Raw genomic sequence first — 14003 nt, 5'->3', positions numbered from 1 at the left:
AAAGGAATCGTGGAGTTAATTTCTTTTTTTCAATGTTTGTATCAAGAAACCCTCTGTAATTTTTCTGTCTTTTTGTAGGTTTTAAATCGGAGTTTGTATTCCTTTAAATCCCTTTCGAAAACTGTTTCCAATAATTTTTTTACAGATTTTTTTCCACCAAAATCTCTCAAATAAGACAATAAAAAATCGGAAGCTCTAATTGTTTTAGACTCATTATCAAATTCAGTTTCCAGACGAATGAAATCTTTGGTAACGATAGTAAGTTGTTTCTCAATTTCTTCACAATCGAAATAATCAATAGTTTTTTTCTCCAAATTAATACTTCTCAATGCAAAATGGATTCTGTAATCGACTTTGCTTACAGCTAAGGTTTTTATAAAATCAGAGTAGAATGGATTCGTAATATATCCAAAACCAATTCTAAATTTATATTTTCTTAAAATACCGTGTTCAATATCATTTAATGAAAATATGGCGCGTGCAATTTTGATTCTTTTCAAATTGAAAATTTCTTTTCCTTGTTTTGTTTCTTTTAAGTTGATGAGGTAAAAAGCATTATAGATATTTATCCAAAAAGTCTTTTTTAAATCATCTGTATTTAAACTTTTTTCAAGTTTTGCTTGTCTGATGTAAAAAAGTTGTCTCCGCAAGGTGACAGTATCTTTCCCTGATTTTGCAAGAGAAAGAATTTCTTCTGATAAAGTTGTGTAATAATTTTTCACAATAATGGGGTATTGTATTTATAACTTAAAAGAAATATTAATTGAAGATAAGCTGATAACACAAAACATAGAAAGTAATGATAAGTATTATTAAAAAGACTATTGCAACATTTTTTATAAGATTCTTAATATTGACAGGTCTATTTTTTTCGGTAGAATTCATTGTTAAATTTTTCATCTTCATTGATTATAGGATATCTGCGAATTTAGGAATAGGAAATTGTTTGGCTATGCGTATTTTTACGTGTTTTGTCTATAAACTTATTTTTAGAATAGATTTAATCGTTAAATTTCATGTATTTGAATAGCTTACTTTCTATCTTTGAGGTATAAAAATTAAAAATCGATGTCGAAACCATTTCTATATATTCTTATTTTTTTGCTGAGTATAACAGCAAAAGCTTCTTTTATTTTGTTGCCAATGGATGAAACGAGTCAACAGAATCATCTAAAAGCATACGGAATTACATACTGGTGTTTGGATAAAAATTATAAAGCCAGTTGGTTGCTTAACTATCGAGGAGGTTCTTTTTTATTACCTGATGCGGAGGAAATTCGCAAAGAATGTCAAATTAGGGGAGTGAGTTTTGAGGTTATTTCCGATGGTGATGAATTGGCAATCCTGAATGAAATATCCAGTCCTTCCCAAAATATGGAATCTGTTGTACTGGAAAAAGCACCTAAAATTGCTGTTTATACCCCAAAAGGAAAACAACCTTGGGACGATGCGGTGACGATGGTACTGACTTATGCAGAAATTCCTTTTACTCCAATTTATGATGAAGAAGTTTTGAGTGATCAATTGTTACTTTATGATTGGTTGCACTTGCATCATGAGGATTTTACTGGACAATATGGTAAGTTTTATGGAGCTTATAAAAATGCACCTTGGTATATCGAGCAAAAGAAAGATTCAGAAACACTGGCAAGTAAATTAGGATTTCCTAAAGTGTCTCAAGAAAAAGGAGCTGTTGCTAAAAAAATCAGGGATTTTGTCATAGGTGGTGGGTTTATGTTTGCCATGTGTTCTGCAACGGATAGTTTTGATATTGCTTTGGCAGCGGATGGTGTTGATATTTGTGAAACCATGTTTGATGGAGACCCGAGTGAAGGAAATTACCAATCAAAAATGAATTACAGTAATTCATTTGCTTTCAAAGATTTTACTTTAGAAAGAAGACCGGAACAATATGAATTTTCAGATATTGATATGACTTCGAAACGAAGAGTTCCTATGGAGAAAGATTATTTTACTTTAATGGAATTTTCGGCAAAATGGGATCCAATTCCTAGTATGCTTTGTCAAAATCATACCCAACTCGTAAAAGGGTTCATGGGGCAAACCACCGCATTTGATATTCCTTTAATTAAGTCGAATATTCTGGTGATGGGTACTTGCGAGGTTAATGGTGAAGCACGTTACATTCATGGGCAAAAAGGGAAGGGAATGTTCACGTTTTATGGTGGTCACGACCCAGAAGATTTTCAGCACCAAGTGGGCGATCCACCAACGGTTTTGGATTTGCATCCTAATTCGCCGGGATATCGTTTGATTCTGAATAATGTATTGTTTCCTGCAGCGAGAAAGAAAAAATTGAAAACGTAGTATAATACAAAAGCCAATCGTAATCGATTGGCTTTTGTGTTTTTAGCCCTGATGGCAGTGACATCCTTTCTTTGCCTTTTTAGGCAGAGAAAGATATAACGGACAGCAGGATTAGCTCCTGAAAAAACTATACGATTCCGTGTTCGTTTTCTTTGTCTAAATATTCTTGTACAATATCGATGGCATTAGTGACAACATCGCTTAAAGCGGTGATGAAACTTCCTTCTTCGGCACAATTTATAGCGTGTTTTATCGCTTCAGTTTCTTTAGGGATAATTTCATAGGTAACAGTTTTGCCTGATTTTTTAATTCCGTCGAGGATTAAATTAATGATTTCATCTTCGGTTCTTCCTCTCAGATATTTTTCTTGACGAATGATAATATGGTCAAACATTCGGGCGGCTATCGAGGCGCATTCTTTGATATCTTCATCACGACGGTCTCCAACACCGGCAATAATTCCTATTTTTTTTGTGGCTTCAACACTTTGTAAATATTCTTCAACACCTTTATAACCGGAAGCATTGTGGGCAAAGTCAATCAATACTTTGAATTTTTTGAACTCAAATATATTCATACGACCCGGAGTTTGTGCAGCACTTGGAATAAAAGTTTGTAATGAAAGGCTGATATCTTCGGTTTTAAATCCCCACAAATAACTCGCTAAAGTGGCCGCAAGGACATTGGCAATCATGAATTTTGCTTTTCCGCCTAATGTTAATGGAACGTGAGTGGCGCGTTCGATTCGGATTTTCCATTCTCCTTTTTTGATGGTAATGTATCCATTTTCATATACAGCAACTGTTTTACCTTCGGCAGAAAGTTTTTTGATAAAATCACTGTCTTCGCTCAAACTAAAATAAGCGACATTGCAATTCAAATCTTGACCTATTTTTACACAATGTTCATCGTCTCCATTCAAAACTGCCCAACCATTTTTCTTGATGCTTTTGACAACCGTAGCTTTTACTCTGGCCAAATCATCTAACGTGTGAATGTCACTTAAACCCAAATGATCTTCTTGAATGTTAGTAATAATTCCAATATCACAACTGCTAAAACCCAAACCGGAACGAAGGATTCCTCCTCGAGCGGTTTCTAAAACGGCAAATTCTACAGTTGGATCTCTCAAAACATATTCAGCACTAATAGGCCCGGTAGTATCACCTTTTTCCATCATATGGTTTTGAATATAAATCCCATCGGATGTGGTGAATCCTACTTTGAATCCATTATTTTTTACAATATGAGCCAAAAGTCGGGTAGTGGTCGTTTTTCCATTGGTTCCTGTAACAGCAATTATAGGAATGCGACAGGATTTTCCCGGTGGGTATAACATATCAATTACGGGCGAGGCAACGTTTCTTGGCAATCCTTCAGAAGGAGCAAGGTGCATTCTAAATCCAGGAGCCGCATTGACTTCCAGAATTACACCGCCATTTTCTTTTAACGGTTGGGTTAAATTTTCTGCCATAATATCGACACCACACACATCGAGTCCAATTACTCTTGAAATTCTTTCGGCAAGAAATATATTTTCAGGGTGCATCATATCGGTAACATCCACAGAAGTTCCGCCTGTGCTTAAATTTGCTGTAGATTTTAAGAATACAATTTCACCAATTCTAGGAATGGTTTCTAATGTGTAGCCTAGTTTTTCCAATAAATCTTCGGTATCTCTATCGACATCAATTTGTGTCAGTACATTTTCATGACCGTAACCTCTTCTTGGATCCAGATTCGTAGTTTCAATTAATTGCTGAATGGTATCCGTTCCGTTTCCAATTACATGAGCAGGAACTCGTTTTGCAGCAGCAACTAATTTATTATCAATTACCAATATTCTAAAGTCGAAGCCGGTAATGAATTTCTCAACAATGATTCGTTTGCTGTATTCTTTGGCGAAAGCCAAGCCAGAAACGGCATCTTCCCAATTCGTGACATTGATTGAAGCACCTTTTCCGTGGTTTCCATCCAATGGTTTTAACACGATTGGGTAACCAATTTTTTTTATGGTCTCAGCCAAGTCGTCTTCGTCAACACAAATACTTCCGCTGGCAACAGGAATGGATGCCATGTCCAACATTTTTTTGGTAAGTTCTTTATTGCAGGCAATATCAACCGCAATACTACTTGTTTTACAGGTGATTGTTGCCTGAAAACGCATTTGGTTAATTCCATATCCTAATTGAACCAAAGAATTTGTTCCTAATCGTATCCAAGGAATATTTCTGGAAACGGCTTCTTCTACAATACTTCCGGTACTTGGTCCTAGTCTAACGCGTTCGCGTATTTCACGCATTTTCTGTAAGTCGGCATTCAAATCATAATCTGTTCCGGCAATTAATGCTTCAGCAATGGCAACAGAAGATTCTGCAGCAAAAAGCCCCACATTTTCTTCGGTATAACTAAAGACTACATTATAGGTTCCGGGAGTTTTGGTTTCTCGAGTCCTTCCAAAACCAGTTTCCATACCAGCCAAAGATTGAATTTCAAGGGCAATATGCTCAATAACATGTCCCATCCAAGTACCTCGTTCTACTCTGGAAAAAAATCCGCCACGACACCCTTCGGAACAACGGTGCTCAATCATCGTAGGAAACATAGCTTCGATGCGTTCTCTAAATCCTTCTATTTTATTAGTAGGAAACTGTTCCATTTCTTCCAAATCCAATCGCATTTGGATTAATTTTTTTCTTTGGATACTCCAAATATTGGGGCCACGAAGTGCTTGTACTTTAATTATTTTCATAAAACGGAAAGATTATTTTTGAACTAAAAAATGGATATGTAATGACTTAATTTTAAATGAAATAGATTCTAACTTAGGAAAAGAGCTGATTTGAGACGGTATTTTTTTTAAAAAAAAGTATAGAATCCAACTAAAGTAGTTTTTTAAAAATAGGAATCAAAATTTATTACCTTAAAAATAAACAATAAATATTGAGTTTGTGATAATTTAAAAAAAAAGCCTAGTTCAATGGCTTCTTTTATCTTTTTGGTTATTTTTACAAAATGAATATACTAGGAAAACTAATAATAATAGGAGGTGCGGTAGATAAAGGAAGTTTTACTGAAACTGATTTAGATAAAAATGCAACTAGCAATTTAAACTTTTTTGAAGCAGGCATTTTAAAAAGGATATTAAACGAGTCAAAACACAAAGAGAATTCACGAATAGAAGTCATTACAACCGCTTCAATTATTCCGCGCGAAATAGGTCCAGAATATGTTAAGGCATTTGAATATTTGAATGCTAAAAATGTAGATATACTTACTATAGAAAGACGGGAACAAGCAGCTGATGAGGAAGTTTTAGCCCGATTAAAAGCTGCAGATATTGTTATGTTTACCGGAGGCGATCAATTGCGATTGACATCTATTCTTGGCGGAACACCATTTCATGATATTTTACTGGATAAATACCATAATGAAGAGTTTATCTATGCCGGAACTTCAGCAGGAGCAGCTGCGGCATCTAATAATATGATTTATCAAGGCAGCAGTTCTGAAGCTTTATTGAAAGGCGAAGTGAAAATTTCAAGTGGATTAGGCTTAATTGATGGTGTTATTATCGATACCCATTTTGTACAACGCGGGAGAATTGGCAGGCTTTTTCAAGCTGTTGTTGGTAATCCAAGAGTATTGGGAATAGGACTTGGAGAAGATACTGGTTTGTTAATTACCAATAATACTCAAATGGAAGCTATAGGTTCCGGATTAGTTATTTTGGTGGATGGTCGTGAAATAAAAGACACTAATTTGACAAAAGTTGAATTAGGTCAGCCGATATCAATCTCACATTTGGTAACGCACGTTATGAGTAAATTTGATACTTATAATCTCGAAACGCATAAAATGCACATTCAATCTTCACACTACGTATAAATAAGAAAGCCTTTCAGTATTTAGATAACTGTCGAAATACGGAAGCTGCACCCAATACATTATGAAACTAATTATACATGGAGGTTTTTTTTCGGAATCATCCACTAATCACGAAACAAAAGTTGCCAAACAAAATGCATTAGAGCGAATTGTAAAAGATTCGTACGATTTTTTAAAAACACATTCGGCTTTGGAAACGGTTGTTTATGCAGTGTCACTTTTGGAAGACGATGAATTGTTTAATGCGGGAATTGGTTCCCAAATTCAAAGTGATGGAAAAATAAGGATGAGCGCTGCTGTTATGGATGGAGAAACTCAGAAAATGAGTGGTGTTATCAATATTGAAGAAGTGAAAAATCCAGTTCAGGTTGCTCAAGTATTGATGAATTATGACGACAGGGTTTTAGGTGGAAGCGGAGCAACGAATTTTGCAAGGGAGAATGGTTTTGAAGCTTTTTCAGCTGAGATTCCACAACGTCTAGCTGAATATGAAGCAAAGCTAAAATCTCTAGGAACCGGAACTGTGGGTTGTGTAGCTTTGGATACTAATGGAAAAATTGCTGTTGCTACTTCCACAGGAGGTAAAGGTTTTGAAATTCCGGGACGCATTTCAGATTCGGCTACAGTAGCGGGAAATTATGCCAATACATTTTGCGGAGTGAGCTTGACAGGAGTAGGCGAGGACATTGTGAGTAATGCCACCGCTGCTAAAATCGTGACTCGTGTTACTGATGGTTTTACATTGCAAGATGCCTTTGCTAAAACATTCAATGAATTAAAGCCTTATGATGGTTTTGCTGGTGCAATTGCTATCGATAATAAGGGAAATATGTTTCATCAGGATTCACATCCCAGCATGGTTTTTGCCAGTTTTGACGGAGATAATTTTGAAGTTTTCGATTAATTTAATTCAAAGAAAATTCAAACCAAATAGGAATATGATCTGATATTATTCTAGCTTCTTTTAATGAATTAAAGTTTTTATGAAAAGGGATAATTCCTGAATTTATAGTATTGATTTTTGAAGTTCTGTAGTACATATTGTCAAATTCGGATGCTAGACATTTACCATTTTTACATTCTTGTTTCAAAGAGGTTTTCTGGTTGACTAAAATCGATTGATATCCCATTTTTTTCAAAGGATTAAAAACCGTGTGCGATTGCGGACAATTGAAATCTCCTGCAAATATTAAATTCAAGTTGGGGTATTCATCGGGTAAAAACTTAAAGTATTTTATTTCGGTTTCAGGTTGTCTATTTTTAGTGATAGCATGAAAATTAACGACAGTAAATTGCTTGTTTTCATATTGAAACGTGCAAAAATACGGTTCTCTATCAATCTCTAAATGGTATTTTTTTTCGAGCCAAGCGCTACCTATCTTTTTCAATTTGCTCGTTTTCCATATAAAAGCATAGCGTTCCGTTTTGTATGCACTACTACTGGTTGGGTCGCTGATTACATAATCCCATTTGGCTCCTTTGCGGTTGAGTTCATCTGCTAATCGCGTTACTGCTTGAGCACCGCCATAACCCGCTACAACCTCTTGGATTGCAATGATATCGTAATCACGAAGTGTATTGGCGATATAGTTTATCGTTTCATCTGATTTAGATTTACCAAGGTTTTCTATGTTCCAAGAAAGGAGTTTGGTTTGTGAGAAACAAAAGGTTGAAATAAGAAATAGTAGTAGAGAAAAGAGGGATTTCAATTTTAGGGGATTGTATTTTTAAGTTATTTAGTTAAACAATAACGAAATTAACTGTCAGCAATTGTTGGAGCTCATATTAAATTATGAATAGAGTATATTTTGCTTTGATTTTTCTCTTTATTACCTTTCTGACTAAACTGATTTAACAGCAAAAATAGTGAAATAACTTTGAAATTTTTGTGGTGTAATTTTAAGCTTTTGAATTTACAAATTAATGAATCTTCCTTTTATAAACCTAAACGATAAAAATAAAGTTTCTTTTATTCTTATCTCCTTTTCCAAATTTTATAGACTAAATAGATGATGCATATAGAGCCAAAAAGAATTATTGCAATATGTGCAGCGTATAATAGATTAGATTTCAAAATAAGTAATGACTTCATTGATTTAATTTTATTAGTGTAAAACTACATGCTTAAAAGAATATTATTTTACGGTTTTCCTCATTTGAGATAAAAAACAAAAACCGTTTTATTTAATATCAATAGTTTGAGTTTTTGTTTGGTTTTTTATGTAGATAATTTTTCCTTTTCGATGTCTGGAAAAATGTTTTACCGGACGTTGTTTAGCAGAAATGTCTATGGTGCTTTTTATTGGTTCATCAAATTTATTTAATGGATAATCCCTTCTATTGATTATCAGTTGCCTTTCATTAGCATCATATTTATTTTGTGTATTCCTTTGTTTTTCGGGTTGCTTTTTTGAAGTATAAGAGAATAATGCTATGAATAACAAGAGTCCTAGAATTATAATTTTTTCATTTGTTTTTAAAGACTATATTAATTACAACATGCATTCACGATTTTTTTTCGAATTTTAAAAACCTTTGTGAGTTGCTTTTTCGTCAATAACTCTTTCTTGATTCCTTTATTCAATTTTTTGCTTAAGCTTTCAGATTTTACTTTTAAATAAGGGTATTTTGATAATGAAGCCATATTCCCTTTAAGAGATTTTTTATAATGTATGAGATATTCTTTGACATAATTATCATAGTCATTTAGTTTTTCATCCCATTTATCTAGAATTAATTCCTCTTTATTTTTTTCTGATACGTTCAGAATGGATATAGTTTCGTTTCTCGTCATGACCTAAAAATTATTTTTTTGAAAATGATTTGGATTTTTTATCTTCTCAAAAGTAAGTTTGATAAAAGAGATTACCTTACGGGAACCCGTAAACCATTGAAAAAAACACCACAATACTTTATAAGCTCTCGTGCTTATAAAATATTCTGAAATTCTGAATTTAGTGCATTGAAATAAACGGCTATTATATTTTTATCCAATTGCTTGCAATCCAGTCTAATAATTGAGATCGGTAGATTTCATTTTCCAAAGAGGGATGTTGTAAAAAGCTTTCTGCTTTTTGAAAACTTGCTTTGGTTTGAGGAACTTTATATTTCTTTAGAAACTGATTACAGAAATGAATTACTTCAAATTCTTCTGTTTTATCAACATAAATCCTATCAAGAACTTCGATAGTTTTAGGATAATCGTCAGCATTTATAGTTTGTGAATATCCAGTAAATGCTAAGTCTTCTCTCGTGAAATCTGCCATTTTATATGATTTAAAGTTTTATTAGCCAAACCTAATATCTTTAAAAACCATTTCTTTACGGGAAACCGTAAAAGAGGTAATTATTTTAAAAAATTAAATGATATCCAATTTCTAAGATTTGAAATTGCGATTTTCTTTAACGAATTTTATTGATTGTTGCACCGTTTTTATTGGAGAAAAATTAGCTTAAACTAAGCCTAAATCTTTGGTAATAGCAATAAGATGCACATTATTACTGGCTTTGAAGTATATTTTTAATCTGTTGATTCGTTTTTCGAGACTGCTGCTACCATTTGGGATGATTCCTGAATGTTTAAATTCTGATGAAATATCTTCAAGAGTCAAACCTTTAGATAATGATTTTAATAGTGAAATGTCATAGGATTCAATTTCAAATAGCGATTTGTCTCTTAATGCATGAGATATTTCAGCTGAAGGTTTAATTTCTTCATTATTATAAATGCGTTGTATCGCTTTCTTTAGCTCAGGAATACTGTCTCTCCCTTTAGATACATAGGCATTAATTCCCAAGTTATTGAATAGTGATTTTATTCTGAAAGATTTGTCTTCTATGGAGAATACTATAGTCTTGATATCCGGTTGTGCTTTTTTTACTGCCTCAATTAGTTCTTCGCCTGAGTTTAGTCTGTTTTCTCGATGGTCAGGTTTAAATGATAAATCACTAATTAATAAGTCATAGGGCTGATTGTCATGAAGTGCTTTTTTTATTTTTAAAAAAGCATCATCACAGTATTTGGCATGATTAATTTCTAAGATAGAAATTTCTTCCAGAGCTTGAACAACTGCTATACTAATACTGTCTAAATCTTCGGCTATTAAAACTTTATGGAACATAGAATCGAGTATTATATTGGAATAATAAATTGCACTTTAAATCCTTTATTTGATTTAGTGTCAAAATTAATTAATCCTTTTATGGCCTGAATACGGTTTTCCACATTTTGAAGTCCATTTTTTGAATTTAATTGTTTTATAGTTGCTCCGACCCCGTTATCAGTGTAGTCTATTTGTAATTTGTCTCCTATTTTTTTAAAAGTTAGAACAACTAAACTGCATTGACTATGTTTTTTCATGTTGACTAGCAATTCTTGGATAACACGATAAATGATGATTTTTTTGTTACTTTCTATTTTCATCCAATTGATAGAATCCATTCCATTAGTTATCACATTTACTTCTTGAGTATTAAAACCGGACATCATTTCTTTCAAATCAGATATAAATAACGGTCCAGTTTCCATAGCATTGTTTTCTCTGGAGATATTTCGAGTTCTTGAATAAATGGTGTCTAGATTGGAAATTAATATTTCTTTATTATGTGTTGTTGATAAATCTTGAGTTTCAGCAAATGCCATGGTATGATATACATCATTTGCTAATTCATCGTGAAGTTTTTTAGCAATTCGAATTTCAGTAGTATAGGAAGCTTTAATTTTTTCTCTTTTATTTCTGGCTAAAAGGAGATTAGTTATAAAAATACTTATTGCAATAATGATTCCCACAACTGTATATAACACTAGATTTCTCTTTTTTTGATGTTCTAATTGAAGTGTTTTTTGGGCTTTTAATTTCAGATTTTCATCTTTTTCTTTTTTTGAATCGTATTTGATTTTAGCAAATTGATTTTTAGCCTTTTGTCTTACTTTAGTGATACTGTCATTAATATGTAGGTATTTTAGAGAATATTCTTTTGATTTATTTGCTGAACTGTTTTGTATTAATAATTTTAAGCTGTAAAGACGGTCATCTGGGCATTTTAATTTTGTAGCAGCATCATACGCTAATAATGCATATTCATTTGCTAAATTTTTATTCGTTTTTTGGTAATATTCGGATAGATAAGCGTAGCTTGATATTTTACCAATATCATTTCTTTTAAGTCTTATTTGAAGTGATTTGTTTAAATAATTTAACGCTTTAGCATTACCTGTTTTAAAATAACAATACCCTAAGTTTGTCAAAATTCTTGAATAGTTAGAGGAGTCATTCAAGATTTCTTTTTTAGTAATTAAAGGCTCTAGTATAGTAATCGCTTTTTTAAATTCTTTCATTTGTAGATATACAACTGCAATATTATTTAAAGAAACTAATTTTTCAATAGGAGTTGTTGTTTTGATAAGTGATGCTTTATTATAACAATATATAGCATTCTCATAATCGAAAGTGTTTGAATAAATATTTCCTAAAGTTAGGTTTAAGTCAAAGTTGTAAGAGTGATCTTTTTTTGTTTCAAGTAATGGAATAGTTTCAATCACTACAGTTTCAGCTCCACTATAATCAGTTTGGGTATAATGGATTGTTGCTAAATTTATTAATGAAAGAATCATTCGAGAAGTGTCTTTTTTTGATTCAGCAGATAATTTAGCTTTAGAATAATAGTAATAGGCTTTATCGTAATCCCATTTTTTTAAAAGGCTATCTCCTGCATCTATATATCTGTCCGTTTCGACTCGATCTGCTTTTGATCTTTTCCAAGAATTTTGTTTCTTCTCACAAGATTGCAAGAAGATCAAGATAGTTAGTACTGAAATATATTTGCATAGATTTTTTGTTATCATTTCCCGAAAATACAGAAATTAATTAAAATACTGAATATATCTCCTAAGCAATTTAGAGTATAGTTTTACAGGAAGAGTTAGAGTTTTCAGTTTCGATGTGTCAATTAAATTATCCTCAGTGTTTTAAATGGTTGCATTGTTTTAATTTAGTTAAAACTTTACGAAACATAGAACCGAATACTATATTGGAATGATAAATTGCACTTTAAATCCTTTACTTGATTTAGTGTCAAAAGTTATTATTCCTTTTATAGCCTCAATACGGTTTTTAATATTTTGAAGTCCATTTTTTGAATTTAATTGTTCTAATGTTGCCCCAACTCCGTTATCTGTGTAGTCTATCTGTAATTTGTTTCCATTTTGTTTCAAAGTCAGTACTACTAAACTACATTGACTATGCTTTTTCATGTTGACAAGCAATTCTTGTATAACACGGTAAATGATGATTTTTTTATTACTTTCTACTACCAACCAATCAATTGAATCCATTCCATTGGTTAAAACATTCACCTTATCCGTAATGAATCCGGACATCATTTCTTTTAAATGAGATACAAATAATGTTCCTGTTTCTATGGTGCTGTTTTCTCGGGATATATTGCGTGTTCGGGAATAAATAGTATCCAGATTGGTCAGTAATATTTCTTTATTCTGGGTGGTAGATAAATCTTGAGTTTCAGCAAATGCCATTGTATGATATACATCATTAGCTAATTCATCATGAAGTTTCTTAGCAATACGAGTTTCAGTATTGTAAGAGGTTTTTATTTTTTCTCTTTTATTTTTTGCTACCAGATAATTATAGACAAAAACACTTATCATTATTATAATTCCAACGGCTAAGTATAATAATAAATTTCTGTTTTTTTGTTGTTCTAACAGAAGTGCATTTTCTGCCTTTTGTGTTTTTAGATTTAGATTTTCTTCTCTGTTTTGATCACTATCGTATTTGATTTTTATAAACTGATCTCTGGCATTATTACGAACTTTTATAATACTATCATTAAGTCTGATGTAGTCTAAAGCATAGTTAGTAGTGCTTTTTTCAGAATTATTTGATATTAAAAAAGACAATGATCTCAATCTTTCATCAATACTGTTGAGTTTTGTAGCAGTTATATAGGCTTCTTTGGCGTATGTTTTAGCATATTGCGGATTTATTCCTTGATAGTACTCGGCTAAATGTAAATTACTTTCAATACTTCCATAGAAATCTGTATTGCTTTTTCTGATGAATAGTGATTTTGTCATCAATTGTAATCCTTCTGAATTACGTTTTGTTTTAAAGTAACAATAGCCTAGATTGTCTAGAACTCTGGCTTTTCTTTTATTGTTCGTGTTTAAATAAGATGATTTCAAAATGGATTCTAATATCTTAATAGAAGAGTCGTATTTTTTCATTTTGATGTAAACCGTAGCAATATTATTTTCAAAAGTAATTCTTCCTATCGAATCATTAGTTTCAGTTTTGGCTTTATTGTAATAATACAAAGCATCTTCATAATTGAACAGTTCTTTTGAAGAAATGCCAAGAAGGTTGTATGCTGCTGATTTATAAGTCGAGTTTAGCTCTGTAAAGGATAAAGCTTCAATTAAATTTTTTTCACTTCCAACATAATCACCAGAGGTTTGTTGGCTATGCGCCATTTGAATTAAATTGTAGGTTACTGACGCACTATCTTTTTCTAATTCATATAGTATTTTTGAACGGTTATGGTAATGAAAAGCACTGTCAAATTTTTGAAGTGCTAAGAACTTATCGCCTGTATCTAATAGTTCGCGTGCCTGAATAGCATTTTTACTGATATTATTTCCTTTATTGGAGGCTGATTCGTTTTTTAAATCATTTTGACAAGAATAGATAAATATCGAGAATAGGAATATAAAAATCGGGGAACGCATCATAAAGATAACTTTCCCCGAAAGTAATAATTTATAGTTT

12 protein-coding genes are annotated in these 14003 nt (G+C 32.2%); 3 read left to right on the top strand and 9 right to left on the bottom strand.

The genetic code is table 11. The annotated features are described in order from the left end of the window. Positions 1–41 precede the first annotated feature (41 nt). Entirely contained in the window at positions 42–722 is a 681-nt protein-coding gene (locus CLV00_RS15495) for a DUF547 domain-containing protein (RefSeq protein WP_158234607.1), read from the bottom strand. 346 nt (positions 723–1068) lie between these two features. Between CLV00_RS15495 and CLV00_RS15490 the strand changes: the two genes are divergently transcribed. Then, positions 1069–2328, top strand: a complete 1260-nt coding sequence (locus CLV00_RS15490) for an asparagine synthetase B (protein ID WP_099716020.1) — start codon at positions 1069–1071, stop codon at positions 2326–2328. Positions 2329–2455: 127 nt separating this feature from the next. On the opposite strand, the gene cphA is transcribed toward CLV00_RS15490, so the two are convergent. Then, positions 2456–5080: a cyanophycin synthetase gene (gene cphA, locus CLV00_RS15485; protein ID WP_099716019.1), complete on the bottom strand. Its 2625-nt coding sequence runs from the start codon at positions 5078–5080 to the stop codon at positions 2456–2458. 263 nt (positions 5081–5343) lie between these two features. Here cphA and CLV00_RS15480 point away from each other — a divergent pair, with 263 nt between their 5' ends. Beyond that, complete coding sequence (locus tag CLV00_RS15480) at positions 5344–6216, top strand: cyanophycinase (protein WP_099716018.1); 873 nt, start codon at positions 5344–5346, stop codon at positions 6214–6216. A gap of 61 nt (positions 6217–6277) precedes the next feature. Continuing rightward, a complete protein-coding gene (locus CLV00_RS15475; RefSeq protein WP_099716017.1) occupies positions 6278–7120 on the top strand; it encodes an isoaspartyl peptidase/L-asparaginase in 843 nt (280 codons plus the stop codon). A 1-nt stretch (position 7121) separates the two neighbouring features. Here CLV00_RS15475 and CLV00_RS15470 read toward each other — a convergent pair whose 3' ends face one another. The 7 genes from CLV00_RS15470 to CLV00_RS15440 form a co-directional block, all read right to left on the bottom strand. Beyond that, positions 7122–7925 (bottom strand): endonuclease/exonuclease/phosphatase family protein, encoded by an 804-nt coding sequence (locus tag CLV00_RS15470; RefSeq protein ID WP_099716016.1) that lies wholly within the window; start codon positions 7923–7925, stop codon positions 7122–7124. 471 nt (positions 7926–8396) lie between these two features. After that, on the bottom strand, positions 8397–8660 hold the full coding sequence (locus CLV00_RS15465; RefSeq protein ID WP_099716015.1) for a hypothetical protein: 264 nt from the start codon (positions 8658–8660) through the stop codon (positions 8397–8399). A 44-nt stretch (positions 8661–8704) separates the two neighbouring features. Next, positions 8705–9010 (bottom strand): hypothetical protein, encoded by a 306-nt coding sequence (locus CLV00_RS15460; protein WP_099716014.1) that lies wholly within the window; start codon positions 9008–9010, stop codon positions 8705–8707. Between the two features lie 184 nt (positions 9011–9194). After that, complete coding sequence (locus CLV00_RS15455; protein ID WP_099716013.1) at positions 9195–9482, bottom strand: hypothetical protein; 288 nt, start codon at positions 9480–9482, stop codon at positions 9195–9197. Between the two features lie 186 nt (positions 9483–9668). Beyond that, positions 9669–10337, bottom strand: coding sequence for a response regulator transcription factor (locus CLV00_RS15450; RefSeq protein ID WP_099716012.1), 669 nt, complete (start codon positions 10335–10337; stop codon positions 9669–9671). 11 nt (positions 10338–10348) lie between these two features. Then, entirely contained in the window at positions 10349–12061 is a 1713-nt protein-coding gene (locus CLV00_RS15445; RefSeq protein ID WP_143394902.1) for a tetratricopeptide repeat-containing sensor histidine kinase, read from the bottom strand. 180 nt (positions 12062–12241) lie between these two features. Next, positions 12242–13966 carry a tetratricopeptide repeat-containing sensor histidine kinase gene (locus CLV00_RS15440; protein ID WP_143394901.1) on the bottom strand — a complete coding sequence of 575 codons (1725 nt, stop codon included), beginning with the start codon at positions 13964–13966 and terminating at the stop codon, positions 12242–12244. Between the last annotated feature and the right edge of the window lie 37 nt (positions 13967–14003).

The sequence above is a fragment of the Flavobacterium sp. 11 genome, assembly GCF_002754315.1.
Lineage (GTDB): Bacteria > Bacteroidota > Bacteroidia > Flavobacteriales > Flavobacteriaceae > Flavobacterium > Flavobacterium algoritolerans.
This window is presented reverse-complemented; position numbering and strand designations above follow the sequence as displayed.